This window comes from Bradyrhizobium sp. Ken64 (assembly GCF_055807555.1).
In genome coordinates this window covers 182185-208299 of record NZ_JBVVPA010000014.1, presented here as the reverse complement: position 1 = coordinate 208299, position 26115 = coordinate 182185, and the positions used below count along the sequence as shown (strand labels likewise).

Annotated in this window: 27 protein-coding genes; 16 read left to right on the top strand and 11 right to left on the bottom strand. The window is 63.9% G+C overall.

Going from position 1 to position 26115, the window contains the following annotated elements:
• Positions 1-87: 87 nt before the first annotated feature.
• Both AC0L2F_RS23060 and AC0L2F_RS23055 read right to left on the bottom strand, forming a co-directional pair.
• Complete coding sequence (locus tag AC0L2F_RS23060) at positions 88-906, bottom strand: alpha/beta fold hydrolase (RefSeq protein WP_473249960.1); 819 nt, start codon at positions 904-906, stop codon at positions 88-90.
• Positions 907-1035: 129 nt separating this feature from the next.
• On the bottom strand, positions 1036-2577 hold the full coding sequence (locus AC0L2F_RS23055; RefSeq protein ID WP_473249959.1) for a benzoate-CoA ligase family protein: 1542 nt from the start codon (positions 2575-2577) through the stop codon (positions 1036-1038).
• 152 nt (positions 2578-2729) lie between these two features.
• On the opposite strand from AC0L2F_RS23055, the gene AC0L2F_RS23050 reads away from it, so the two are divergent.
• Both AC0L2F_RS23050 and AC0L2F_RS23045 read left to right on the top strand, forming a co-directional pair.
• Positions 2730-3638 (top strand): helix-turn-helix transcriptional regulator, encoded by a 909-nt coding sequence (locus AC0L2F_RS23050; RefSeq protein WP_473249958.1) that lies wholly within the window; start codon positions 2730-2732, stop codon positions 3636-3638.
• 12 nt (positions 3639-3650) lie between these two features.
• Positions 3651-4043 (top strand): group II truncated hemoglobin, encoded by a 393-nt coding sequence (locus AC0L2F_RS23045; RefSeq protein ID WP_473249957.1) that lies wholly within the window; start codon positions 3651-3653, stop codon positions 4041-4043.
• Positions 4044-4133: 90 nt separating this feature from the next.
• Here the strand turns inward: AC0L2F_RS23045 and AC0L2F_RS23040 are convergent, their stop codons facing one another.
• Positions 4134-4919: an IclR family transcriptional regulator domain-containing protein gene (locus AC0L2F_RS23040; protein ID WP_007615723.1), complete on the bottom strand. Its 786-nt coding sequence runs from the start codon at positions 4917-4919 to the stop codon at positions 4134-4136.
• Between the two features lie 112 nt (positions 4920-5031).
• Here AC0L2F_RS23040 and AC0L2F_RS23035 point away from each other — a divergent pair, with 112 nt between their 5' ends.
• The 5 genes from AC0L2F_RS23035 (at position 5032) to AC0L2F_RS23015 (ending at position 9710) form a co-directional block, all read left to right on the top strand.
• Positions 5032-6390, top strand: a complete 1359-nt coding sequence (locus AC0L2F_RS23035) for an aromatic ring-hydroxylating dioxygenase subunit alpha (protein ID WP_473249956.1) — start codon at positions 5032-5034, stop codon at positions 6388-6390.
• 149 nt (positions 6391-6539) lie between these two features.
• Positions 6540-7976 (top strand): glutamine synthetase family protein, encoded by a 1437-nt coding sequence (locus tag AC0L2F_RS23030; protein WP_473249955.1) that lies wholly within the window; start codon positions 6540-6542, stop codon positions 7974-7976.
• A 56-nt stretch (positions 7977-8032) separates the two neighbouring features.
• A complete protein-coding gene (locus tag AC0L2F_RS23025) occupies positions 8033-9016 on the top strand; it encodes an FG-GAP repeat domain-containing protein (protein ID WP_050992681.1) in 984 nt (327 codons plus the stop codon).
• Positions 9017-9070: 54 nt separating this feature from the next.
• Positions 9071-9292, top strand: coding sequence for a hypothetical protein (locus AC0L2F_RS23020; protein ID WP_473249954.1), 222 nt, complete (start codon positions 9071-9073; stop codon positions 9290-9292).
• 49 nt (positions 9293-9341) lie between these two features.
• On the top strand, positions 9342-9710 hold the full coding sequence (locus AC0L2F_RS23015) for a hypothetical protein (RefSeq protein WP_473249953.1): 369 nt from the start codon (positions 9342-9344) through the stop codon (positions 9708-9710).
• 178 nt (positions 9711-9888) lie between these two features.
• Here AC0L2F_RS23015 and AC0L2F_RS23010 read toward each other — a convergent pair whose 3' ends face one another.
• From AC0L2F_RS23010 to AC0L2F_RS22980, 7 genes are all read right to left on the bottom strand, one after another.
• Positions 9889-10617 carry an ABC transporter ATP-binding protein gene (locus AC0L2F_RS23010; protein WP_473249952.1) on the bottom strand — a complete coding sequence of 243 codons (729 nt, stop codon included), beginning with the start codon at positions 10615-10617 and terminating at the stop codon, positions 9889-9891.
• Positions 10610-11377, bottom strand: a complete 768-nt coding sequence (locus tag AC0L2F_RS23005) for an ABC transporter ATP-binding protein (protein ID WP_007615741.1) — start codon at positions 11375-11377, stop codon at positions 10610-10612. The genes AC0L2F_RS23010 and AC0L2F_RS23005 overlap by 8 nt, the downstream gene beginning before the upstream one ends.
• Entirely contained in the window at positions 11370-12314 is a 945-nt protein-coding gene (locus AC0L2F_RS23000; RefSeq protein ID WP_473249951.1) for a branched-chain amino acid ABC transporter permease, read from the bottom strand. Before AC0L2F_RS23000 ends, AC0L2F_RS23005 begins: the two co-directional genes overlap by 8 nt.
• Positions 12311-13228 carry a branched-chain amino acid ABC transporter permease gene (locus AC0L2F_RS22995; protein ID WP_007615745.1) on the bottom strand — a complete coding sequence of 306 codons (918 nt, stop codon included), beginning with the start codon at positions 13226-13228 and terminating at the stop codon, positions 12311-12313. Before AC0L2F_RS22995 ends, AC0L2F_RS23000 begins: the two co-directional genes overlap by 4 nt.
• A gap of 310 nt (positions 13229-13538) precedes the next feature.
• Complete coding sequence (locus AC0L2F_RS22990) at positions 13539-13757, bottom strand: hypothetical protein (protein WP_473249950.1); 219 nt, start codon at positions 13755-13757, stop codon at positions 13539-13541.
• Position 13758: 1 nt separating this feature from the next.
• Positions 13759-14418, bottom strand: coding sequence for an acyl-homoserine-lactone synthase (locus AC0L2F_RS22985; RefSeq protein ID WP_007615749.1), 660 nt, complete (start codon positions 14416-14418; stop codon positions 13759-13761).
• A gap of 88 nt (positions 14419-14506) precedes the next feature.
• A complete protein-coding gene (locus tag AC0L2F_RS22980) occupies positions 14507-15235 on the bottom strand; it encodes a helix-turn-helix transcriptional regulator (RefSeq protein WP_007615751.1) in 729 nt (242 codons plus the stop codon).
• 165 nt (positions 15236-15400) lie between these two features.
• Here AC0L2F_RS22980 and AC0L2F_RS22975 point away from each other — a divergent pair, with 165 nt between their 5' ends.
• From AC0L2F_RS22975 to AC0L2F_RS22935, 9 genes are all read left to right on the top strand, one after another.
• Positions 15401-15577 carry a hypothetical protein gene (locus tag AC0L2F_RS22975; RefSeq protein ID WP_007615752.1) on the top strand — a complete coding sequence of 59 codons (177 nt, stop codon included), beginning with the start codon at positions 15401-15403 and terminating at the stop codon, positions 15575-15577.
• A 396-nt stretch (positions 15578-15973) separates the two neighbouring features.
• Positions 15974-16912: a LysR family transcriptional regulator gene (locus tag AC0L2F_RS22970; RefSeq protein WP_035975285.1), complete on the top strand. Its 939-nt coding sequence runs from the start codon at positions 15974-15976 to the stop codon at positions 16910-16912.
• Positions 16913-17055: 143 nt separating this feature from the next.
• Positions 17056-17934, top strand: a complete 879-nt coding sequence (locus tag AC0L2F_RS22965; RefSeq protein WP_473249949.1) for a shikimate dehydrogenase — start codon at positions 17056-17058, stop codon at positions 17932-17934.
• Positions 17935-17993: 59 nt separating this feature from the next.
• Positions 17994-19124 carry an ABC transporter substrate-binding protein gene (locus tag AC0L2F_RS22960; RefSeq protein ID WP_473249948.1) on the top strand — a complete coding sequence of 377 codons (1131 nt, stop codon included), beginning with the start codon at positions 17994-17996 and terminating at the stop codon, positions 19122-19124.
• 167 nt (positions 19125-19291) lie between these two features.
• Complete coding sequence (locus AC0L2F_RS22955; RefSeq protein WP_007615760.1) at positions 19292-20167, top strand: branched-chain amino acid ABC transporter permease; 876 nt, start codon at positions 19292-19294, stop codon at positions 20165-20167.
• Positions 20164-21162 (top strand): branched-chain amino acid ABC transporter permease, encoded by a 999-nt coding sequence (locus tag AC0L2F_RS22950; RefSeq protein WP_473249947.1) that lies wholly within the window; start codon positions 20164-20166, stop codon positions 21160-21162. The genes AC0L2F_RS22955 and AC0L2F_RS22950 overlap by 4 nt, the downstream gene beginning before the upstream one ends.
• Positions 21159-21902, top strand: coding sequence for an ABC transporter ATP-binding protein (locus AC0L2F_RS22945; RefSeq protein WP_473249946.1), 744 nt, complete (start codon positions 21159-21161; stop codon positions 21900-21902). The genes AC0L2F_RS22950 and AC0L2F_RS22945 overlap by 4 nt, the downstream gene beginning before the upstream one ends.
• Positions 21903-21912: 10 nt before the next feature.
• Entirely contained in the window at positions 21913-22650 is a 738-nt protein-coding gene (locus AC0L2F_RS22940) for an ABC transporter ATP-binding protein (RefSeq protein ID WP_473249945.1), read from the top strand.
• Positions 22647-24518: a bifunctional sugar phosphate isomerase/epimerase/4-hydroxyphenylpyruvate dioxygenase family protein gene (locus AC0L2F_RS22935; RefSeq protein ID WP_473249944.1), complete on the top strand. Its 1872-nt coding sequence runs from the start codon at positions 22647-22649 to the stop codon at positions 24516-24518. The genes AC0L2F_RS22940 and AC0L2F_RS22935 overlap by 4 nt, the downstream gene beginning before the upstream one ends.
• 159 nt (positions 24519-24677) lie before the next feature.
• Here the strand turns inward: AC0L2F_RS22935 and AC0L2F_RS22930 are convergent, their stop codons facing one another.
• Positions 24678-25850: an ABC transporter substrate-binding protein gene (locus AC0L2F_RS22930; RefSeq protein ID WP_473249943.1), complete on the bottom strand. Its 1173-nt coding sequence runs from the start codon at positions 25848-25850 to the stop codon at positions 24678-24680.
• Between the last annotated feature and the right edge of the window lie 265 nt (positions 25851-26115).

The window sequence follows — 26115 nt, the reverse complement described above, 5'->3', positions numbered from 1 at the left end:
GAGCGCGTCTACCCCTTAGGCGAACGAACATGCATTTTGTTTCATGCATGGGATTCAGGGGTGCACAATGGCGCCGAGCGCGATCCATCATGCGGCGCGCCCCTGGAGTCCCTGATCGTCGCGCAAGGCCGCCTTTGCAAATTGCCCGATCGCGTCAAGCGTCGCCCCCGGCGCTTCACGATGCGGGGAATGTCCCGCGCCTGAAATGACTTTCAAATCGACCGGGCAGTAACACTCCTCCTGGGCGATTTCGGCCTGACGCAATGTCCCATATTGGTCGTCCACGCCCTGCAGCATCATGACGGGGACGCGGATGTAAGCGAGAGATTCGGAAATATCCCAATCGCGGAACTTTGGGTCGAGCCAGGCGCCGTTCCAGCCGTAGAAAGCATTGTCGACGTCTTTGTGCCAGCGCGCGAGCTTTGACTTCAGGTCGGTGGTCTCGAAGGTCGTTTTGATCTCGGCGATGGATTTCACCGAGATGTCCTCGACGATGAAATGCGGTGCGATCAGCACGAGGCCGCTGAGCCGATGATCCTGATGCGCGCCGGCATAGATCGTCGCGATCGAGGCGCCGTCGGAATGGCCGAGCAGCAGGCCGCGCCTGAAGCGGATCGCGTCGAGGATCTTCGGCAGCACGTCCAGTGCCTCGCGGTGCATGTAGTCAAGTGGCCGCGGCAACGTCACCGGACTCGATTGGCCATAGCCTGCACGCGAATAGGCGAAGATGCCGGCGGAGGTTGCCTGCTGCAGCTTCTCGGGGAAGTCGCCCCAGAGGCCGACCGAGCCGAGGCCTTCATGCAGCATGACGATGGTGGGTGCATCGGCGGATTGCGGCTCCAGCCATTTGTATTCGAGGCTGGTGTTGCCGATGCTGAGGAAGCCGGTGGGGGCGAGGTTGGTCATGCTGCCGTTTCCGTTCATTCCGTCATTCCGGACAACTCGCGAAGCGAGTTGATCCGGAATCTCGAGATTGCAGTCCACGGCTCGAGATTCCGGGTTCGCGCTTTGCGCGCCCCGGAATGACGGAGCCGCTCAATTCGTCCCGTCCCGCAGCTTGAACCGCTGGATCTTGCCCGTCGCCGTCTTCGGCAGCGAGTCCACCACATCGATCCAGCGGGGATATTTCCACGGGCCGATCTTCTGCTTGACGTGGTCCTTGAGCATCTCCTGCAGGCCCGTCGTCGTCGCGCCGGGGCGCAGCACGACGAAGGCCTTCGGCTTCAGCAGACCTTCCGGATCGGCTTCCGGCACGACGGCAGCTTCCAGCACGGCGGGATGCGTGATCAGCGCGCTCTCGACCTCGAAAGGCGAGACCCAGATGCCGGAGACCTTGAACATGTCGTCGGCACGGCCGCAGAAGGTGTAGCGGCCCTCGGCATCCCTGACATATTTGTCGCCGGTGCGGGTCCAAGGTCCCTCGAACGTACGGCGGCTCTTGTGGCGCTGGTTCCAGTAGCCTTCGCCGGCGGAAGGCGCATCGACCAGCAGTTCGCCGACCTCGCCGTCGGCGACATCCTGGCCGGCCTCGTTGACGAGCCGCACCGCATAGCCCGGCACTGGCTTGCCGGAGGAGCCGTACTTGATATCGCCGGGCGCGTTCGACAGGAAGATGTGCAACAGCTCGGTCGAGCCGACGCCGTCGAGAATGTCGACGCCGAAACGCGCCTTCCAGCTGTTGCCGACGGATTCCGGCAGCGCCTCGCCGGCCGAGGTGCAGATGCGCAAAGACTTGCCGCCGCGCTCGCTCTTCATCGCCTCGTCGTTGAGCATCGCCGCGAACAGGGTCGGCACGCCGTAGAAGATCGAGGGATTATAGCGGTTCATCAGGTCGAACATGCGCGCCGGCGTCGGCCGCTCGCTGTTGAGCACCACCGTGGCGCCGACCGACATCGGAAAGGTCAATGCATTGCCGAGACCATAGGCGAAGAACAGCTTTGCCGCAGAAAGACAAACGTCGTTCTCGCGAATGCCGAGCACCTGCTTCGCATAAGTGTCCGCGGTCGCCTGCAGGTTCGAATGGATGTGCCGCACGCCCTTGGGCATGCCGGTCGAGCCTGACGAGTACAGCCAGAACGCCGGCTCGTCCGGATGCGTCGCAGCGGTGGTGAACCGGTCGCTCTCGTCCGCAATCTCCTCGGCGAGCTGCTTGTGACCGTTCTGCTTGGCGCCGGAGACCACGACATGCTCGAGATCCGGCATGCGGCCGACAACGTCCTTGATGACGGGATAGAGCGCTTCCGAGACGAACAGCACGCGCGCGCGGCAGTCGGCGAGGATGTAGGCGTATTGATCCGATGTCAGCAGCGTGTTGAGCGGCACAGGCACAATGCCGGCGCGGATCGCGCCCAGAAACACGATCGGGAAGTCGACAGTATCCAGCATGATCATCGCCACGCGCTCTTCGCGGCGGACGCCGAGCCGGCGCAGCATGTTGGCGGCGCGCCGCGTTTCGCGCTGGAGCTCGCCATAGGTGAGCCGTGAGACGGTGTCGTCGAAGGCGAGCTTGTTGCCGCGTCCCTCCTCGACGTTCCGGTCGAGCAGCCAGGTCACCGCGTTATAGGATCCCTCGCTCACGGACTTCCCCCCTGAATTTAGAATTATAATTCATAGAAAGACACCGCCTCGGCTTGCTGTCAATGCCAGCAGGCACTATGTTTCATTAATACACGCCGCAGGACCTCCTTAAAAGAAGACATCCGCTCAAGCAGGCCCATGATCCGTAGTCCATGACCGACAGTCCCGAAGCCGAATCCCGATTTCTCGAACAGCTCGGCCAGCGCGTGCGCACCATGCGCGCGCTGCGCGGCATGTCGCGCAAGGTGCTCGCCAAGGTATCAGGAATATCGGAGCGCTACATCGCGCAGCTCGAAAGCGGCAAGGGCAACGTCTCCATCGTGCTGCTCCGCCGCGTCTCCGACGCGATGGGCGCGCATCTCGAAGACCTGCTTCCCTCGGCCGATCCGACCCCGGATTGGCAGATGTTTCGCGATCTCCTGCGCAAGGCGACGCCGGCGCAGATCGCGCAAGCCAAGGATCTGCTCGCGGGCGGCAGCGCCTCCGCGCCGCGGCGCGCGCCGTTCTGCGGCATCGCGCTGATCGGCCTGCGCGGCGCCGGCAAATCCACGCTTGGGCGGATGCTGGCGAAGAAGGTCGGCTGGAGTTTTGTCGAGCTCAACAAGGAAGTCGAGCAGCAGAACGGCCTCTCGGTCGCCGAGATCATCGCGCTCTACGGCCAGGAAGGCTTTCGCCGCATGGAGCAGGCGGCGCTGCAACAGCTGCTCGCGCGCAACGAGCTGATGGTGCTGGCGACCGGCGGCGGCATCGTCTCGGAGCCCCTGACCTTCGACCAGATCCTGTCGTCGTTCTACACGATCTGGCTGAAGGCCGAGCCCGAGGAGCACATGGCCCGCGTCCGCCGACAGGGCGATCTGCGCCCGATGGCCGACGACCGCTCCGCAATGGCCGAGCTGCGCAACATCCTCTTGAGCCGCGAGCCGCTATATGCGCGCGCGACGGCGGTGGTGGACACGGCGGGACTGTCTGTCGATGCCGCCGCGGCGCGCCTGGTTGATGCGGTGCGGCCGGTGCTGCAGAACGAAGCGCGCAGCTTCGGGCTGCGCAGCGTGGCGCTGTAGGTCCGAACTCCCATGACCGATAGCGACGTCGCAATCTCCATATTCGAGCGGATCGGCGGCAGCGCCACGATCAATCGACTGGTCGATCGCTTCTACGAGCGGATGGATACGCTGCCGGAGGCTCAAATGATCCGGGCGATGCACGCCGCTGATCTCGGCCTCATCAGGGACGTGCTGAAACGCTATCTCACCGAATGGACCGGCGGCCCAAAACTCTATTCGGTCGAGAAGGGCCACCCACGGCTGCGCCAACGCCACATCGGCTTTGCCATCGGCGATGCCGAGCGCGACGCGTGGATGCTCTGCATGCGCGGCGCGCTTGAGGAAACGGTTGTGGACGTTGCCGCGCGGCAGGACCTCGACAAGGCGCTGTCCGGCCTCGCCGACTGGATGCGAAATCGGTAGCGATTTTTGCACAGTCGCGCAGCCCGGATGAGCGAAGCGACATCCGGGGCTTCACGATGACTTTCCCGGGTATCGCTTCGCTCACCCGGGCTACAAGAGTTGCGACCGCACGGCTTCCGCGCCCTCATGCAGCAGCGGCAAAAATCGCTCGATCAACTCCTGAGCCGGCACCCGGTCGACATGGGCGCCCATGTTGATGGCGGCGACGATGACATCGTCATAACGACGCACCGGGACTGAGATCGAGCGGAAATGCGGCTCGGCCTCGCGATCGACCAGCGCGTAACCCTGCGCGCGATCGGCGACGATGCGCGCGAGCAGCGCCTTGGGATCGGTCACCGTCTGCGGCGTCAACGCCTCGCGCTTCATCGCTTTCAGCCGTGCAGCCAGTTCGGCATCGGTGAGTTGGCCGAGCATGGTGCGGCCGACCGAGGTGCAGAAGGCCGGCAGGCGGTAGCCGATGTCCAGCCCACCTGAAAACATGCGCGCGGGACTACTGCGCGCGATGAACACGACCTCATCGCCGTCGAGCACCGCGAGCGAGGAGATTTCGTTGGCCGCTATCGCAACGCGATCGAGCACCGGTTGCAGGACCGTGACGAGCTGGCTGGACCGCAGATAGGACGCCGCCAGCGTCAGCACATGTGGCGTCAGCGAGAACAGCTTCCCGTCGCCGCTGACAAAACCGCCGCGCTGAAGTGTGAACAGCATGCGTCGCGCGGTCGCGCGCGGCAGGTCCGCGGCACGGGCGAGATCGCTGAGTGTCATCGGACCCGCCGTCGCTCCGAAGCACTGCAGCAGCCGCAGGCCGCGATCGAGGCTTTCGACGAAATCGGTCGCGCGCTCGTCGTTCTCGTTCCGCTTCAGCTTGGGCATGGTCTCGGGACGATCCTGCAAAATAGTGCTTGCCGCGTGTCCAAGGCATGTCATAATTCGCCCATTCGTTCAATAGGCGAACAAACGCCGCTCCACAAAGGATGCACTCGCCATGATGAGCCAGGAGCAGAACGACCTGATCACCCGCACCGGTGCGAAGGACCCCTGCGGGAAGCTGATGCGGAGCTACTGGCAGCCGGCGGCGCTGGTGGACGAGCTCGACGGCGATCGACCGATCCGCCCCGTCAGACTGCTCGGCGAAAACCTGGTGCTGTTCCGCGACGAGAGCGGGCGTTACGGCCTGATCGATCGCCACTGCGCGCATCGCGGCGCCGATCTCGCCTTCGGACGGCTCGAGCATGGCGGCCTGCGCTGCGCCTTCCATGGCTGGCTGTTCGACGCGACCGGCCAATGCATCGAAACGCCGGCGGAGCCGAAGGATTCAAAACTCTGCCAGAACGTCCGCCAGCGCTCTTATCCCGTGGTGGAGAAGAGCGGCATCCTCTGGGCTTATCTCGGCGAGGGCGAACCGCCGGCCTTTCCGGAGCTCGACTGTTTCGTCGCGCCTGATACCCACACCTTTGCGTTCAAGGGGCACATGGCCTGCAACTGGCTACAGGCGCTCGAAGTCGGCATCGATCCCGCGCACGCCTCCTATCTGCATCGCTTCTTCGAGGACGAGGACACCTCGACGGCCTACGGCAAGCAGTTCCGCGGCGCATCGGCAGGCTCCGACTTGCCGATGACGAAGATTTTGCGCGAATACGACCGCCCGATCATCAATGTCGAGCACACCGAATACGGCCTGCGGCTGATCGCGCTGCGCGAGATCGACGAGGAGCGCACCCATGTGCGCGTCACCAACCAGCTTTTCCCGCACGGTTTCGTCATCCCCATGAGCACGGAGATGACGATCACGCAATGGCACGTGCCGGTCGACGACGAGAACTGCTACTGGTACGCGATCTTCACCAGCTACGCGAAACCCGTCGACAAGCAGAAGATGCGCGACCAGCGGCTCGAGCTCTATGAGCTGCCGGACTACAAATCTCGCAAGAACAGGACCAACGATTACGGCTTCGACCCGCACGAGCAGCAGACGGCGACCTATACCGGCATGGGCACCGACATCAACGTCCACGACCAGTGGGCGGTGGAATCGATGGGCGCGATCCAGGACCGCACCAGGGAGCACCTCGGCACGAGCGACAAGGCGATCGTGCAGTACCGCCGCCTGCTGCGGCAGGAAATCGAGAAGGTCGCAGGCGGCGAGAAGCCGATGCTGCATCTCGACGAGGCCACCGCACGTTCGATCCAGGGCCCGGCGACCATGGACGGCATCGGGCCGACCCGAGGCTGGGAGATCTACTGGATGGAAGTCGACGTCAAGCGCCGCCGCAGCGCGCCGTGGACCGCGCCGGTGCCGAAGGAGATCGCGGACAACGTGCACCGGCTGACGGCGGCGGAGTAGCGCAGAATGCAAGTCCCTCCTTCGTCATTGCGAGCGAAGCGAAGCAATCCAGAATCCCATCGCGGAGATAGTCTGGATTGCTTCGCTGCGCTCGCAATGACGGAGTATATGAAAACAACTTCGCGTCCAACGACTAGGGGAGTCGCAAAGTGACTTTCGTCGCGCGTCATGCGCTGTGGTCGGATGAGCAGAAGGACGCTGCGACGCGCATGCGCCGCATCGTCGAGGAAAAGAACCTCGAGGTCATCCGCCTCGCCTTCCCGGACCAGCACGGCATTTTGCGCGGCAAGACCATCGTCGCGGCCGAGGCGATCGCTTCGCTGGAGAGCGGCTGCTCCATCACCACCACCATGCTCGCCAAGGACACCTCGCACCGCACGGTGTTTCCGGTGTTCACGTCAGGCGGCGGCTTCGGCATGAAGGAAATGGAAGGCGCGGCAGACGTGCTGATGGTCGCCGATCCCACCAGTTTTCGCGTTTTACCATGGGCGCCGACCACGGGCTGGGTTCTCTGCGACCTCTATTTCAACGACGGCCGTCCCGTGCCGTTCGCGACGCGCGGGCTCTATCGCAAGGTGCTCGACGAGCTCGCAAGTCGTGGCCATGATTTCGTGGCGGGCCTCGAGGTCGAATTCCACATCTTCAAGCTCGACGATCCGCATATGCGGCCCGAGGACGCTGGACAGCCCGGCACGCCGCCCTCGGTGAGCCTGCTCAGCCACGGCTATCAATATCTCACCGAGCAGCGCTTCGATCAGATGGAGCCGGTGCTGGAGATCTTGCGCCGTGACATCGTCGCGCTCGGATTGCCTTTGCGCTCGGTCGAGGTCGAATTCGGGCCGAGCCAGTGCGAGTTCACGTTCGCGCCGAAGAAGGGGCTGGAGCCCGCCGACAACATGGTGCTGTTTCGCTCCGCCGTGAAGCAGATCGCGCACCGCCACGGCTATCACGCCACCTTCATGTGCCGGCCGAAGCTGCCGAACTTGTTCGCGAGCGGCTGGCATCTGCACCAATCGGTCGTCTCACGCACGAGCGGCGACAATTTATTCATGGCCAAAGACGGCGGCGAGCCGCTCAGCGCGTTCGGCCGCGCCTGGCTTGCGGGCCTGCTCGACCACGCCCGCGCCTCGACCGTGTTCACCACCCCGACCATCAACGGCTACAAGCGCTACCGCTCCTATTCGCTGGCGCCGGACCGCGCCATCTGGGGCCGCGACAATCGCGGCGTGATGATCCGCGTGCTCGGCGCGGCCGGCGACGCCGCCACGCGCCTGGAAAACCGCATCGGCGAGCCCGCCGCCAATCCCTATCTCTACATGGCCTCGCAGATCCTCTCCGGCCTCGACGGCGTCGACCGCAAGCTCGATCCCGGCCCGTCGGCCGATGCGCCCTACGAAACCAAGGCGCCGCTCTTGCCGAAGTCGCTGCGCGATGCGGTCAGCGCGCTGAAGGACGATCCGTTCTTCCGCGAAAAGCTCGGTGCCGAGTTCGTCGATTATTACACCCACATCAAGAATGCCGAGATCGACCGCTTCCTGTCCGAGGTGACCGACTGGGAGCACCGCGAATATTTCGAGATATTTTGAGCCGCCGCCAACCGGCCGCCGATCCCCGCAACGCAGCCGGATTTTCCAGGAGTACCATGATGCGGTTGCGCCCGGCGGCCCTGCTATTTGCCCTGTTCCTGTTCGCGCCAGCCCTGTCCGCATCAGCCCTGGCCGACTGGCAGGCGAGCACCGTACGCACCCCCGGCCGCGTCAGCGAAATTGATTTGGCGGATAGCGACCTCCGAATTGCAGTCGGCACGAATTGGTACCAGTTCGACGCGAAAGCGATGCGCATGGTGCCCGCCGCAGCGCTCGAACATCCGGCGCCGCCGACCGGGGCGCTTGCGGATGGGCGCATCGCGACAGGCCGCGACACCGTCGCGCGTGCTTGGCTCGCCGAGCCGACCGAACGCTATCGCCACGGCGTCCTCGGCGATGCCATCGAGGCCGGCAGCCTGGTGATCGAGCCGCGCGAGGGCGGACAACGCACGCTGCGCCTGGATGGTGACGCCGTGTTCGAAGACTTGGAGCCGCGCGTCGCTGCGATCGGTGGCCGCGAAAGAATTGTGCTGGTCAAATCCTATCTGAAGCGCGGCTCCGCGCTGGTTGTCATCGATCCCGTCTCGACGGCCATCGTTGCGGAGACGCCTCCGATCGGCCACGCTTATGCCTGGCTCAACCCGGCCGGCATCGCCGATTTCGACGGCGATGGCACCACGGATATCGTGCTTGTCCGCCAGCCTCATGTGGTCGGGATTCTCGAAATGTGGTCGTGGCGGCATGATCGTTTGGAAAAATCGGCGGAAATTTCCGACGTATCGAACCATTTCATCGGCTCGCGATCGCTGCACATGAGCTTTACGGCCGATTTTGATGGCGACGGCCATCCAGATCTCGCGGTACCGGACCTCGAACGGCGAACGCTGCGGCTCATCGGGTTCGTCGCAGGCCCGCATGACATCGCGCGCATCAGGCTTCCGGCAAGGATCGCGACGAATATCGGCGGCGTGAAATACCGCGATCGTCCCGCACTCGTGTTCGGCCTCGAGGATGGCCGGCTGATGTTGGTCCACGATTAGGATCGCCGGGGCGCCGAGCCAACGACCGTTACTCCGACAGGCCCTCACGCCGGCGTGAGCCGGTTTCGCGCCGGTGCTTCCGACGAAACCTTTGACCTTGCCGACGAAGTCATTTTTCCGCCCCCGCGAAGATGGCCGGAAACGATGGAGGGTGAAGATGACGGGATTGATCAACAACGGAGTTCGATCATGTGGGATAATCTGTTCAGCTTGATTTATCGCCTGTCCTGCCGTGCCACCCTGATCGAAATCGGGATGGGAAGCTCGTCGCGATAGAGGCCCGGCGAATTAGGCAAGACGGATTGACCAGGTAACGGAGGGTGTCATGCGAAAGCTGATCCTGATCGCGGCAATGTCGCTGCTGGCAAGCCAGGCCTATGCCGGCGGACCACGAAGCCTTAGCCTTGCGGCGACAAATGCGAGCCCGCAGACCGCCGAGCAGCCGGCAACGACAGCAGCCACGCCGCCACAAGCTCCGGCGGCAGCGCCCACGAATGTCCAGACGGCGACCACAGTCCCAACTTCAACGCCCCCGGCAGCAACTGCCACGACAATCGCGATCGCTCCGGCCGCAACCCAGTCCAATGCCGCGCCGGTTGCCAGCGCGAGAGAAACGACCAAGCCGAAACGTCGCCAGCCATCCACCGAGGCCCGCGTGATCCGCGAACTGCATCGGCACGGGATTTATTGGTGATTGCCAACGTCGTCCTGGCGAAAGCCAGGACCCATCACCCCAACAAGGCGTTTGGCGAAGACTGCCGTTCGGTACTTATACTGCCCACAATAGATAGACCTCGCGGTATGGGTCCTGGCTTTCGCCAGGACGACACCAAGGGAAGCGGCCACGGCGTACCTCACCTCACCGCCCAGCCTCAAATTCCCAGATATTTGTGCTGCAGATCCGGCTCAGCCAACAGCTCGTCCGAGGTGCCGCTCCACACCGTCTTGCCGCGCTCGATGATGGTGTGGCGGTCGCAGATGCGGGCAAGGTGGTCGACGTTCTTGTCGACGACCAGGATCGATTGTCCCCGGCTCTTGAGCAGCGACAGGCAGCTCCAGATCTCTTCGCGGATCAGGGGCGCCAGGCCTTCGGTCGCTTCATCCAGGATGAGGAGCTTCGGATTGGTCATCAGCGCGCGGCCGATGGCGAGCATTTGCTGCTCACCGCCGGAGAGCTGGTTGCCCATGTTGGAGGCGCGCTCGGCGAGACGCGGAAACATCACGTAGATCGCCGCCAGCGTCCAGGGATTGCGGCTGTCGAAACGATCGGCGGCGGCCGCGACCAGGTTCTCGCGCACGGTGAGGTTCGGGAAGATCTGCCGCCCCTCGGGGACGAGGCCGACACCGAGTTGCGCAATCCTGTAGGATGGTTGCGTCCGAACTTCCGAGCCCGCAAAGCGGATGCTGCCTGCACGCGCCGGCGTCAGGCCCATGATGGAGCGGATGGTCGTGGTCTTGCCCATGCCGTTGCGGCCCATCAGCGAGACCATCTCGCCTGATTTGACCGACAGCGACAAGCCGAACAGCACCTGGGATAGGCCGTAGCAGGTCTCGATGCCGTCGACCTCGAGCAGCGTGTCACCCACCACTTCTTCATCCATGGTGCGTCACCACATGCGCCTCGCCAAGATAGGCGCGCTTGACGTCCTCGTTCGCCCGGATCGCGGCCGGATCGCCGGAGGCGATGACGCGGCCGTAGACCAGCACCGAGATGCGGTCGGCGAGCGCAAACACCGCCGGCATGTCGTGCTCGACCAGTACGATCGAGACCTCTTTGCGCAGCTCCTGCAGCAGCTGCACCATGCGCTGGGACTCGGTGACGCCGAGGCCCGCCATCGGCTCGTCGAGCAGCAAAAGCTTCGGCTTGCTTGCCAGCGCAACCGCCAGCTCGATCTGGCGACGCTCGCCATGACTGAGCCTGGACACCAGCACATCGGCACGATGAGCGAGACCGACGCGGTCGAGCGCGGCATGCGCGGCATCGCGCAGGCCCTTCTCCTTGCGTGCATCGGCGAAGAAGCGGAACGAGGTGCCGGCATGCGCCTGCGCCGCGAGCGCGACATTGTCGGCGGCGGTGAAATCGAGCAGCAGCGAGGTGATCTGGAACGAACGTGCCAGGCCCAGCGCGCAGCGGCGATAGGCCGGCAGATAGGTGATGTCGCGCCCCGCCAGCGAGACGCTGCCGGAATGCGGCTCCAGATGTCCGGTGAGCTGGCTGATCAGCGTGGTCTTGCCGGCGCCGTTCGGGCCGATGATGGCGTGCAGCTCGCCCGCCGCGACGTCGAGCGAGACGTTGTCGGTCGCAATGATGCCGCCGAAGCGACGCACCAGCCTGTCGACGCGGAGCAGCGGTTCAGCCACGGTTGAACCTCCCGAGCAGGCCCATGATGCCGCCGCGGCCGAACAGCACGATCAGCAGCAGCATTGGGCCCATGATCAGCGCCCAGTATTCGGTGAGCTGCGACAAGAACTCTTCCAGCAGCAAATACACCACCGCGCCGATGACCGGACCGAACAGCGTGCCCATGCCCCCGAGGATCACCATCACCATGAGGTCGCCGGAGCGGGTCCAGTACATCACGGCCGGGCTGACGAAATCGGTGTTGTTGGCGAGCAGCGCGCCGGCAAGGCCGCACATCATGCCCGAGATGACGAAGCAGACCAGCTGGTAGCGCTTCGAGGGAAAGCCGATCGCCTGCATGCGCTGTTCGTTGGAGCGCAGGCCCTGCAGGACGAGGCCGAAGCGCGAATTGGCGATGCGCCAGATCAGGAAAACCACGCCGAACAGGCAGGCGAGGCAAAGATAATAGAACTGCGTGCGGTTCGACAGATTGATCAATCCGGAGAAGTCGCTGCGCTTGTAGACGGTGAGGCCGTCATCGCCGCCATAACGCGCCAGCCCCGAGGCGACGTAATAGGCCATCTGCGCGAAGGCGAGCGTGATCATGATGAAGTAAACGCCACGCGTGCGAAGCGAGAGCGCGCCGATCACGACGGCGTAAGTCGCGGAAGCCGCAAGCGCGACCGGAAACTGGATGAAGCCGCTTCCCACGCCTTCCTGCGCCAGCATGCCGACCGCGTAGCCTCCGATGCCGAGATAGGCGGCGTGGCCAAAACTCATCATGCCGCCAAAACCCATGATGAGGTTGAGGCTCGCGGCCGCCAGCGCCAGGATGACGATGCGCGTGAACAGCGTCAGGATGAAGATGTTGCCTGAGAGTTGCGAATAGAGCGGCAGCAGCACGAGGCCCGCCAGCATCAGGGCCGTGACGGCCTTAGCTACAGTAAAAGTCTTCATCGACGGTTGGCCGGAAACAGCCCCTCCGGCCGCACCACCAGCACGATCGCCATCAGCAGATAGATCAGCATGGACGACAGCGCGGGCGCGGCGGTGGAGGCCGCGGCGCCGCTCAGCACCTGCCGCAACAGATTGGGCAGGAAGGCGCGGCCGAGCGTGTCGATCATACCGACGAAGATCGCGGCCAGGAACGCGCCGCGGATCGAACCGATGCCGCCGATCACGATGATGACGAAGGCGAGGATCAGGATGTTCTCGCCCATGCCGATCTGCACGGTGAGGATCGGCGCCTGCATCAACCCGGCAAGACCGGCGAGCGCGGCACCGAGGCCGAACACCAGGGTGTAGAGCAGCTTGATGTTGATGCCGAGCGCGCCGATCATCTCGCGATTGGAGGCGCCGGCGCGGATCAACATGCCGATGCGGGTGCGCATCACGCCGAGATAGAGCAGCAACGCAACCAGCAGCGCCACGACGATGATGGCGAGGCGATAGGCGGGATAGTGGATGCCCGGCAGGATCGGCACTGGCACCGTGAGCCAGGCCGGCAGCGGCAGCGCAAGCCCGGCCGGGCCCCAGATCAGCCGCACGGCTTCGTTGAAGAACAGGATCAGGCCGAAGGTCGCGAGCACGTGGTCGAGATGGTCGCGTCCGTAGAGATGCCGCAGCGCGGTCATCTCGAGCACGATGCCGAGCACGAGGGTTGCGCCGAGCGCCAGCAGCGCGCCGAGCAGGAAGCTGCCGGTCCAGGCTGCGAAGGTCGCGGCGAAATAGGCGCCCATCATGTAGAGCGAGCCGTGCGCGAGGTTGACGAGATCCATGATCCCGAACACCAGCGTCAGGCCGGCGGCGAGCAGGAACAGCAGCAGGCCGAACTGCAATCCGTTCAAGAACTGTTCGACGACGAGCAGCATCAAAACTCTTTCAGGCGCACGCAGGTTCGCGCCGATGTTCGAACACGGTCGCCATCAGTGAAAGAGCTCCCCCTGCCTGTACAAGGCGGAAAAATGGGTAATGGCAGTATCGTTCCGAGGCAAGAGCGATTCGACACCCAACCTGCACTTTGTTGCATGCCGATGCATCCGATCGATCTCGGCCCTGCAATCGGCCTTGCAAGAAGACTGCCGCGCAGGATGGGTCAACCTGCCGCACCCAAAGCGGATCACCCTCCCTCCGTTGCCGGAGAGAGGGTGTGAGTTCGTCGCAACTTTGAGAAGGCTACGCCTAGTGCGATGTCATCTGCCGGGGAAAGTCATCCGGCTCGGCGAGCACGCTGTTGGCCGTCGAGGCCTCCAGCGCCGCCATCCGGAACAGATAGGCGAGCGTCGCCAATCCGGTGTCTTCCGCCATCTGCGCGAGCTCGAGCGCCATGTCGGACATGTAGCCGAGATTTTCGTCCTTGATCTGCGCCATGATCTGGCTGTCCCGCATCATGTTCGACATCTCAGGCGCTCTTTCGTTGCGCGGCAGCGAGGCCGCAGAGGTTGGCACGGGCGACGGCGTCCAGACGCGGGCCGTCCTGTTGCACGACGCTTGTCATCCCGAGACGGTCACACACGACATCGAGCGACTCTTGACGGACCTCGATCGTGGCCGCCATCGTCCAGGAATTCTCGACCAGCGCCGGCAATCCCAGCGGCGTGACGACGAATCCGATCTCGTGGAAGCGCGGCAGCCACCAGGTCTCCATGACAAGACAGAGACGCTCGATGCCCTGATCGAGACAGAACTCCTGCGCCGCCGCCATCAATTGCCAATTGAACGCGCCGTCGCGGCGCTCGCGCGAAACGAAGAAGCGTGACCATTCCCATACCAGCGGGTTCGAGGGGCAGCCGCGCACCGCGGCGAGATGCGGGAAAACCTCGCTCATCATCGTCGGCCTGGTGGTAGGATAAAGACGGGAGCCGCCGAGCACCCGGCGATTTTCGAGAGCCAGCAGGTAGACCGCGTCCTCATTGTCGTAGGCGTCGACCTCGCGGCCATCGGGCTTGCGCAGCGCCTCCCATTTCCGCTCCTCGACAAAAATCTCGTGACGCAACCTGAAATGTTGCTCGAGAACGTCCTCGTAGAGGTGCCGGTTGACGGCAGAAATCACATGAATCATTTATTCCCCCCATTTTTCGAAATAATGGGGAATCCTCACGGAAAACGGCCAAACCGACTACTGGGAAATTTCCCAGTAGGCGTGGATTTCAGGGGGTGATGATTCTGTGGCGGATTGCGATGGCGACCGCATGCGTCCGGTTGACGGCACCAAGCTTGCGCGCGGCAGTTGCAAGATGCTCTTCGGCGGTGCGCTGCGTGATATGCAGGATCTCGCCGATCTCCCAGGCCGACTTGCCCTGCGAGGCCCAGGCAAGCACCTCCCGCTCGCGCGGGGTAAGACGCATCGATCGATGCGGCGCCGGATTGAGGAGGCGGCGAATGTGATCGAAGCCGTACATCCCGATCAGGTGCAGCGCCGGCTTGCTGCGCGCATTGAGATCGAGGTGAACGCCACCGAGCGAGACGCCGGCCTCGTAGCCGGTCAATCCATGGATCGGCACGACGAAGCCGCGCGACATGCGGAAATCGGCAGCGCGCCGCATCACCTCCACAGCGCCCGGCTCCAGCTCCGGATCGTACGGCGCCTCAGACCACTCGAAAGGATTCACCGTCTGTCGGCATTTGCGGATCACGGGATCGACGCGGTCGTAGCCTTTTTGGGTATAGAGGCTGAACCACTCCGCCGGCCACTTCTTGGCGAGCACCATCTGGGAAAAGCGCTGATCGGGATTCGGCAAGCCGGTGACGATGATGTGCTCGAAGCCGTAGCGCCCGAACGCGGTCGCAAGCGCATCCATGGCGTCCGGAACCTTGGTATAGGCTCCAAGCCCCTCAATGAAGTCGAGCGCTTCCCGGCCATAATCCACGGCGGACATCGGTGCGTTTCTGACCCTCGCTGTGCGATATAGCACGTCTTTGGGCACTGCCTCAATTCATGGTTTCCGTAGTTTCCCGGTATCCCATTGACCCCGAAGGCTTGATCTACTTGTGGAAGAAGTGACGTCAAGATACACCTACAATGTCTGAAGCGGGGAACCACGATGGAAGACGAGGACATCGCCCTCAACAGCGTGCTCGGCCTGGAACTCAACCGCGTATTTTTCGCCGTCCGCGAAACGGCAAACAAGCAGAAGATCATCGAGTTCGCACGCGGGGTGCTGCAAAGCGAGCGCGGCAAGCCGGCAGAGAGCGCCACGCCGGACGGACCGGCGAGTTAGCACGCAATTGCGGCAACCGACGCCGCTGCGACAGCTCGTGCGCCGACGGCGCCCTGCCATTTGAACGCGCAGATTTTAGTCGAAACACGCGCTCAGCGAAGTTGGCTTTCCTTTTCCCTTGTGAGCAGGTTGGTGAATCAGCCACGGTCTCTTGCCCCGGACGCAGCGCAGCGTCTCTTCGGCCGTACGCTGCAGAGCCGGGCTCACGCAGCCGCAACTTACCCTTTGGCTTTCTCGCCCCGGCTCTGCACCGCAACGCTAAACGCGTTGCGGCGTGTCCGAGACACGAGAGTAGTTTGCCGCTCCCGTGCACATCAACGCTCACTTGCCGCTGGATGATGTCACGCCTCCCGTGAGATGATCGCCGCCGCGATCCTCTTTCGGGATGTTCAGGACATGATGACGCTGCGCCAGGTTGAAGTGATCCGGGCCGTGATGGTGACGGGCACCATTGGCGGCGCGGCGAAGCTGCTGAACGTTTCGGCGCCGGGCATCAGCCGCCTCGTCAAATACACCGAGCGCTCGCTCGGCATCCGCTTCTTCCAGCGCCAGAACGGACGCTATTTCCCCACCCCGGAAGCCGAGAACATCTTCGAGCAGATCAACGGCGTCTACAAGAAGGTCGACGACCTCTCCGAGATCATTTCCAAGATCGGACGCGGCGGATTGTCGGAATTGCGCATCGGCTCGGTGCCGAGCATTTCGCAAGTCATGGTGCCGCGCGCGATCGAGCGGGTCCGGCGGCGCTATCCGGATCTCGGCATCGACATCAACATCCTCAAGCTCGAGGAAGCCATCGACTATCTCCTGCTCGGCCGCGGCGAGTGCGTTGCGATGAGCTACCGGCTCGAACATTCCGGGCTCGATTTCTTGCCGCTCGCCTCCGGCGAACTCTATTGCATCGTGCCGCCGGGCCACGAGCTCGCCGGCCGCAAGCAGGTCTCCGCCGCCGAGATCACGCGCTATCCGCTGATCGGCATCGATCCCAACGACCCCTACGGCCGGATCATGGCCGAGATCTTCGCGCGCCACCGGCTCGCGTACAACATCACCATCCGCGCCCGCTTCGGCACCACGGTCTGCGCGCTGGTGAAGGCGGGGCTCGGCATCGCCATCATCGACCAGTTCACGGTGGCCCATGGGGGCTATCCCGGGATCGAGCTGATCAAGATCACCGAGCCGACGCGATTCGACACCTATATCGCGGTGAAGCGCGGCGCGCCGCTGTCGCTTCATGTCGAGTATTTCATCGAGTCCCTGCGCGCGGAGATGCGCGCGGTCGAGCCGTCGCGGGGCAAAGGCAGGGCCGCGCCGCCACGGGGGCGGCAGAGATAACATTATGTTAGGTTTGGAGGACAAAAGGGTAATTGTGTTAGGCCGAGGAAAGACTATCGTTCCTAGGGGAAGCCCCTTGGAATTGGGCGGATCTCCCCGCTAATGGCCGGGATCAAACGCTCCCAACGAGACGATAGCGAACCATGTCAAAGCGCGGACCCGCCGCATCCAAAAAGCTCCTGACCGGCCTGATCGGCGCACCCATCGCGCATTCCGCCTCCCCTGCCATGCATGAGCGCGCCGCGGAGGGGCTTGGCCTGCGCGGACATTATCAGCTTATCGAAGTGGCCGGCGCCGGCTCGGCCGAGCTCGCCATGATGCTGGAAGGCGTGCGGCGGCTCGGCTTTGCCGGCGTCAACGTCACTTTTCCCTACAAGGAGGCGGTGGTCCCGCTGCTCGATGAACTGGCACCGGGGGCGGCCGCCATGGGGGCGGTCAACACCGTCGTTGTCAGGAACGGCCGGCTGATCGGCCACAACACCGACACGACGGGCTTTGCGCGCGCCGTCGCGCCGCTGCTGGCACCCTCTGGAAACGCGGTCGCCGTGATCGGCACCGGCGGCGTCGGCAAGGCGATCGCCTTTGCGCTGGCAAGCCTTGACGTGACCGACATCCGCATCTTCGACAGCGAGCCGGCACGCGCCGAAAAACTCGCCGCGCTGCTCGTCAAGCAGGGTGGCGCCAGGGTCGCCGCAAGCGTCGAGGCCGCGCTCGACGGCGCAACGGGCCTCGTCAACGGCACGCCGGTCGGCATGCTGCCGAACCGGGAAACGCCGGTCGCGCCGACGCTGCTGCGTCAAAGCCTGTGGGTCGCCGACGCCGTCTATTCGCCGCTCATCACGCCGCTGCTGGCGGCTGCCCAAGCCAAGGGCGCGCGGATCATGACCGGCCGGGAGCTTGCGATCTACCAGGCCGCCGACGCTTTCGAGCTGTTCACGGGCCTTGCCCCATCGACCGAGATCATGGGAGAGGCTTTTGACGAGGTGATGGCGGCCCGAAGCTCAGCCTATCACGCAGCGTAAACCAAGCGGCCGGACACAAGGCCGCGGACACCATCACGAAACTAACAGGAGGAGAGACCATGAAATCGACTTTGCTGGCGGGCGCCCTGCTTGCCTTCGCGACTGCAACCAGTGTCCACGCCCAGGCGATCAAGCTTTCCGACGTCGCCGAGCTTTCCGGGGGCGGCGCCACCGTCGGCACCAATTGGAAGAACGGCATCGACCTCGCGATCGAGGAGATCAACGCCAAGGGCGGCGTGCTCGGCCGCAAGCTCGAAGTCACTCATGCCGACTCGCAGTCCAACCCGGGCGTCGCGCGCGCGCAGGTGCAAAAGGCGCTCGACGCCGAGCCCTATGTGCTGCTCGGACCCGGCTATTCCGGCTCCGTGAAGGTGACCGCGCCGCTGGCGGCCGAGGCCGGCATCGCGCAGATCATGGGCGGCGAAGCCGCCGAGCTGACGCAAGGCGGAAACAAATTCCTGTTCCGCACCTCGTTCGGCCAGCAATCGTCGATGCCGAAGGTCGCCAAATACATTCACGACGACATGAAGGCGAAGTCAGTCGCGGTGGTCTGGGTCAACAATGACTTTGGCCGCGGCGGTCGCGATGTCGTCGTCAAGGAGCTCGACCGTCTCGGCTCCAAGGTCGTCGCCGATCTCTCCACCGAGGCGGGCCAGGCCGATTTCGCCGCCGACGTCGGCAAGATCAAGGCCGCCAATCCCGACGCCGTGTTCGTCTATTTGAACGAGGAAGAGAGCGCACGCATCCTCAAGGAGCTGAAGCGCCAGGGCGTCACCGCGCCGCTGATGGGCGAGACCACGCTGATCGGGCAGAAGGTGATCGAGCTCGCGGGCGATGCCGCCAACGGCGCGCGCGGCCATGTCGGCCTCACCACCGATGCGCCGGTCGACCTGATCAAGGCGTTTCGCGACAAGTTCGCGAAGAAGTACAATTACGTGCCCGACCATAACGGGCTGAAAGGCTATCTCGCGGTCTACATGGTGAAGGCCACGACCGAAAAGATGGGCAAGGTCGACTCCAAGGCGTTCGCCGACACGCTGCACGGCCTGACCATCAAAGCCGCGGACGAGCCGGGCATCCTGATGGACGTCACCTTCAGCGACACCGGCGACATCGACCGCCAGAGCTTCCTGGTCGAGGTGGTCGAAGGCAAGCAAGTGGTGAAGCAGGTGCTGCCGAAGGCGAAGTGAGGTGTTCTTCGCCTCTCCCCGCGTGCGGGGAGAGGTCGGAATTTGCGCAAGCAAATTCCGGGTGAGGGGAGCCTCCACGAGTCCAACTCTCAGCGACCTCGCGGAGGCTCCCCCTCACCCCGACCCTCTCCCCGCAAGCGGGGAGAGGGAGAAGAGAGAGAGGGAAAATGTCCAATCTGTTCGATCTTCTGGTCGCTGGACTTGCCACCGGCGCGATCTATGCGCTGGTCGCGGTCGGCTTCACGCTGCTATGGCAGACCTCGCAGACCATCAATTTCGCGCAGGGCGAGTTCGTGATGCTGCCGGCGTTCCTGATGCTCGCGGCGATGCATGCCGGCGCGCCGTTCTGGCTCGCGATCATCCTCGGCATCCTGCTCTCGATGCTCCTGCTCGGCCTCGCCTTCAAGATGCTGCTGGTGGATCCGATGATGCGCCATGGCGTGCTGCCGCTCGCGATCGCGACCATGGCGCTCGCGATCGGCCTCAAGGAGGCTGTAAAACAGTTCTTCAGCGCCGAAGCCTCACCCTTCCCCTCGATCGTGCCGACCGGCGACGTCTCTATCCTCGGCCATGCCGTCTCGCTGCAAAGCATCGGCGTCCTCGTCCTCGCCATCCTTGCCGTCTTCGGCTTGACTGCGCTTCTCAACCGCACCTCGCTCGGCCACCAGATGCAGGCGGCGGCGCAGAACCCGACGGTGGCGCGCATCATCGGCGTCCCTGTCGAGCGCATGATTCTCCTGACCTTCCTGATCAACGCGTTCCTGGTCGCTCTCGCGTCGCTGTTGATCACGCCGATCTACCTCGCGAAATTCACGTCCGGCGAGGTGCTGGGCCAGGCCGCCTTCATCGCCGCGATCGTCGGCGGGTTCAACCAGGTGCGCGGCGCAATCGCAGGCGGCCTCCTGATCGGCGTGCTCGACAATCTCGCGGCCGCCTATGTCTCGACGCAGTACCGCGCCGCCGTGCCGATGATCTTCCTGATCGCCGTCATCCTGTTCCGGCCGCAGGGCCTGCTCGGCCGCGCCGAGGAGCGCACCGTATGAGCGGCTTCGCCAAACCTCTCAAGATCGCGTTCGGCCTCACCGTCGTCGCTGCGCTGATCGTCGTCCCCATGAACTTCAACCGCTATGGCCTGTTCATCCTGAGCCAGTGGGCGGTGATGGCCATCGCCGCGATGGGCCTCAACCTCACGCTCGGCTATGCCGGCCAGGTCTCGCTGGCGCAGGGCGCCTTCGTCGGCATCGGCGCTTACGCCGCGGCGATCATGACCACGCATGGCTGGCCGCTGCCGGCGGCGATCGTCGTCGCGATCGCCTTGAGCTTCGCGGTCGGCTGGATACTCGGCTATCCCGCGCTGCGGGTGCAGCACCACTACCTCGCCTTCGTCACGCTTGCCTTCTCCACGCTGGCCTTCCTGGTATTTCGCAACGAGAGCTGGCTCACCGGCGGCATCTACGGCATCTCCAACATTCCGCGTCCGCACATCTTCGGCATCGCCACCAACAAGCCGCTGCCGTTCTACTATGTCTGTCTCGGCTCGCTCGCGATCGTGTCGCTCGCGGTGTGGTGGCTGATCCGCTCGCCCTGGGGCCGCGCCTTCATGGCGATGCGCGAAAACCCGCTGCGGGCGCAGTCGCTGGGCGTCGACACGCGACGCTATACGCTGATGGCGTTCGCGATCGGCTCCGCGATCGGTGGCGTCGCCGGCGCGCTCTATGCGCCGCTGACGCAATATATCGATCCCGTGCCGTTCAACCTGTCGCTCTCGCTCGACCTCCTGATGATGGTGATCGTCGGCGGCGCCGGGTTCTTCCTGGGTCCGTTCCTGGGCGCGATGATCGCCGTGCTGTTGCCGGAATGGCTGCGCTTCACCGAGGGCTATTATCTGATGCTCTACGCGATCGCGGTGATGGGGCTGCTGATCTGGTCGCCGACCGGCATTTTGGGAATCCTCGACCGCTATCTCGCCGAGCGGCGAACCAAGGCGGCCTCCGCCCAGCGCGCCGTCGCAAAGTCCCGGCTGGAGACGGTGCAATGAGCGCGGTCCTCGAAGTCACCGACATCAAGAAGAATTTTGGCGGCATCAGCGCCGTCGGCGGCGTCTCTTTTGACGTCCACGAGGGCGAGATCCTCGGCCTGATCGGCCCGAACGGCTGCGGCAAGTCGACCCTGTTCAACTGCATCCTCGGCCAGCTCACGCCGAGCGGCGGCGAGGTCAAGCTCGACGGCAAGGTCGTCACGGGCTTGCGACCCGCCGAGCTCAACAAGCTCGGGGTCAGCCGCACCTTCCAGCTCCTGCAGGTGTTCCCAAAACTCTCGGTGCGCGAGAACCTGATCCTCGCGGGACAGGAGCACCAGGGCAGCATGGCCTCGCGCCTGGTCGGCCGCTCCGACGCCGGTCTGACGGAGGCCGCCAACCAGATGATCGGCTTTTTCAAGCTCGATCATCTCGCCGACGAGCCGGCCGGCGGGCTGTCCTACGGCCAGCAAAAACTGCTCGACGCCGCCATGGCCTTCATGGGCGGGCCGCGCCTGGTGCTGCTCGACGAGCCCGCTGGCGGCGTCAACCCGTCGATGTTGACGGACCTGAAGGAGCGGCTGGTGGCGATCAACCGCGAGAAGAACGCCACCTTCGTCGTGATCGAGCACAACATGGAATTCGTGATGTCGCTGTGCTCGCGCGTGATGGTGATGGCGGAAGGCAAGGTGCTGGCAATGGGACGGCCCGACGAGGTCCGCAAGGACCCTGGCGTGATCGAAGCCTATCTCGGACATTGAGGAACCAGCCATGAGCGATCCGATCCTCTCGGTTCACAATCTCGTCGGCGGCTACGGCAAGATGACCATCCTGAACGGCACCACCTTTGCCGTGCCGCAGGCCACCATCACCACCATCATCGGCCCGAACGGCGCCGGCAAGTCCACCGTGTTCAAGGCGATCTTCGGCCTGCTCAAGCTGCGCGAGGGCAGGATCAATTTCGCAGGCCGCGACGTCACCGGTTTGAGCCAGCGCGCGCTGCTCAATGCCGGCATCTGCTACGTGCCGCAGGGCCGCAACATCTTTCCCGAACTGTCGGTGCGCCACAACGTCGAGCTTGGCGGCGTTTCCGCGGGCAAGGGCATCGACCTGCAGAGCCGGATCGAGGCTGCGCTCGACCTGTTCCCGGCGCTGCGGCGGAAATCGACGCAGCAGGCCTCCACGCTATCGGGCGGCGAGCAGAAGCAGCTCGAAATTGCGCGCTCGCTGCTGCTCGAACCGAAGCTCGTGCTGATCGACGAGCCCTCGATCGGCCTGTCGCCGCTGATGGTGCAGCAGACTTTCGACATCCTGAAGAGCTTGCGCGACCGCGGCGTCACCATTCTGATGATCGAGCAGAACGCACGCTCGGCGCTGGAGATTTCCGACATCGGCATCGTGCTCGAACTCGGCCAGACCCGCATGGTCGACGGTGCGAAGCGCATTTTGAATGATCCCCGCATCGGACAATTGTTCCTCGGCGGCGCGATGGAGGACAACGCAGCATGACCAAACGCTCGATCGCAACGGTCTCTCTCTCCGGCGCTCTCGACGAAAAGCTCCGCGCCATCGCGTCTGCAGGCTTCGACGCCGTCGAGATTTTCGAGAACGATCTGCTGTCGTTCGGCGCAGGCCCGCGCGACATCGCAAAGCTCTGCGGGGACCTCAATCTCGAGATTTGCGCGTTTCAGCCGTTCCGTGATTTCGAGGGCATGCCGGAGCCGCAGCGTTCGCGCAACTTTGCCCGTGCCGAACGCAAGTTCGACCTGATGCAGGAGCTCGGCACCGATCTGCTGCTGATCTGCTCCAACGTGTCGCCGGCCGCGCTCGGCGGCATCGACCGCGCCGCGGATGATTTTCGCGAGCTTGGCGAGCGCGCGGCCAAACGGTCTTTGCGCGTCGGCTACGAGGCATTGGCCTGGGGACGTCACGTCAATGATTACCGCGATGCATGGGAAATCGTGCGGCGCGCCGATCACCCCGCGATCGGCATCATTCTCGACAGCTTTCATGCGCTGGCCCCCGGCTTTCCGGTCCGCGCGATGGCCTCGATCCCCGGCGACAAGATCTTCCTGGTCCAGCTTGCGGATGCGCCGAAGCTCGAGCTGGACATCCTCTCCTGGAGCCGGCACTTCCGCTCCTTCCCCGGCCAGGGCGATCTGCCGGTCGGCGAGTTCATGGCGGCGATCGCGGCGACCGGCTATGCCGGGCCGCTGTCGCTGGAGATCTTCAACGACCAGTTTCGCGCCGGCTCGGCCGTGCAGACCGCGGTCGACGGCCTGCGTTCGCTGATCCTGCTGGAGGACCAGCTTGCACCGGATTGGCCAAAGCTCGTCAGCGAACCCTTGGCGCCCAAGCCCAAAAGTGGAGGCACGGGATTCATCGAGTTTGCCGTCAACGAGACCAAGGCCGGCGAACTCGCCCGCCTGCTTGCGCAGCTCGGTTTCCGCAAGACCGGCAAGCATCGCAGCAAGGCGGTGGAGCGCTGGTCGCAGGGCAAGGTCGAGCTCGTCGTCAACTCCGAGACCGACGGCTTTGCGCATTCGCACTACGTGACGCATGGCCCCGGCGTCTGCGCCATCGCGCTCGACGTCGACAATGCCGGCCTCGTCATGCAGCGCGCCGAGACACTGAAAGCGCGCACCTTCTACCAGCCGGTCGGACCGGGCGAGCTCGAGATTCCCGCAATTCACGGCGTCGGCGGCAGCCTGCTGTATTTCCTCGATCAGGCCGGCAAGAATTGGGACACGGATTTCGAACAAGTCCCGAGCGACGCTCGCGCGGACGCCCTGCTGGCCGTCGATCACATCGCGCAGTCGATGCCCTATGACGAGATGCTGTCGTGGCTGCTGTTCTACACCGGCATCCTCGACCTCGAGCGGCTGCCGCAGATGGAGATCGCCGATCCCAGAGGCCTCGTGCAGAGTCAGGCCGTCATCAACGGCGACCAGAGCCTGCGCTTCGTGCTCAACGGCTCATCCGCCAACCGCACGCTGCCGGCCCGCTTCATCTCGGAGTTTTTCGGCTCGGGCGTGCAGCACGTCGCATTCACGTGCCGGGACATTTTTGCGGCGGTCGCGGAGATGCGCAAGCGCGGCGCGGATTTTTTGGATATCCCGGACAATTACTACGACGACATCGAAGCCAAATACGACCTCGCACCCGAGCTTATGACGCAGCTGCGCGCCAACCACATTCTCTACGACCGCGAAGGCGACGGGGAGTTCTTCCAGGTCTATACCCACATCTTCGACGAGCGGTTCTTCTTCGAGATCGTGGAGCGACGGGATTATCAGGGCTTCGGCGCGGCCAATGCCGGGATTCGGCTTGCGGCGCAGGCGCGCGAAGTGCGGCCTGCGAGCATGCCGCGGGTGTAGAATCTCTCCACGCCGTCATTGCGAGGAGCCCTTGCGACGAAGCAATCCAGAATTCCTCCGCGGAAAGATTCTGGATTGCTTCGCTACGCTCGCAATGACGAAAGAGAGAGCTGAGAACCCCTCCCCCCGTAGGGACGGGGAGAGGGAGAAGCAATCAGCTCACTTCATCGCGCATTTGTCGTGAAAGCGATCCTGATCGTTTTCGACGATGGTCGCGACCGTCTTCAGCGAGAGCTGGCCTTCGCCATCCTTGACCACGTCCTGCAGGTAGAAGTTCTGCACCGGGATGTGATTCTTGCCGTACTTGAAGGGGCCGCGCAGCGATTTGAAGTTGGCCTTCTCCATCTCGGCCTTCATCGCGTCCTTCTTGCTGGTGTCGCCCTTCACCGCGACCACGGCGCTGTTGACGAGCTGGGCCGCATCATAGGCTTGCGCGCCGTAATAGGTCGGGCGCAGCCCGGGGTACTTCTTGCGATAGTCGGCGACGAAGCGCTTGTTCTGCTCATTGGGCAGATCATTCACCCATTCCTGCGCGCCGGGAACGCCGAGCGCGTTCTCCTTTTGCAGCGGCAGCGACAGCTCGTCGACGGTGAAGGCCGTGTAGAGCGGCATCGTGCTCTTCAGCCCGGCCTGCGCATATTGGTTGAGGAACTGCACGCCGGCTGCACCCGGATAGAACACGAAGATCGACTCGGCGCCCGAGGCCCGCGCCTTGGAGAGCTCGGCGGAGAAGTCGAGCTGGCTCGGCCAGACCGTGTATTCCTCGCCCTTGACCTCGCCCTTGAACGTGCTCTTCACGCCCGCGAGCATGTCCTTGCCGGCGGCGTAGTTCGGGCCGATCAGGAACACGCTCTTGACGCCCTTCTGGTTCATGTAGAGACCCATCGCGGCCGGCGTCTGGTCGTTCTGCCACGAGGTCGAGAACACGTAGGGCGAGCAGAGCTCGCCCGCGAGCTGCGACGGACCGGCATTGGCCGAGATCAGGAAGGTCTGCGAATCCACGGCGGTCTTGAGCGAGGCCAGCAGTACGTTCGACCAGATGTAGCCGACGATGAAGTCGACCTTGTCGGACTGCACCAGCTTCTCGGTCTTCTGCTTGCCGACGTCGGGCTTCTGCCCGTCGTCCTCGTAGATCACCTCGACCGGCTTGCCGTCCATCTTGCGGCCGATGTGATCGAGCGCGAGCTCGAAGGAGTTGCGCATGTCGTTGCCGATCACGGCGGTCGGGCCGCTGAAGGTCGAAACGAAGCCGATCTTGATGGTGTCGCCGGCGGATGCCGGGCCTGCCAGCACCAGCGCAGCCGCGCCCGCCAGCCAGAATGCCGTTCTCATAACCACTCCCCTCCATATTATTACGCCCGGGAGCGGGGTGATTGCCGCCCCGGGTCATCTCTATTGAACGCAAAATCTGTCGCGCCGCCAATGGCTCGGCGCCGGCCCTGCATCATATTTCGCCCCGAACGGCGATAGCAAGAAATATAATTCTACTTACTTAGACGGAGGCTGCGGCGCTTTTTCGCGGGACAGCGATACACTCGATGCCCTTGGCCTATGCAGCGATTGATGACGGCTATTGGACCGCCGCGCCTGATCAGCG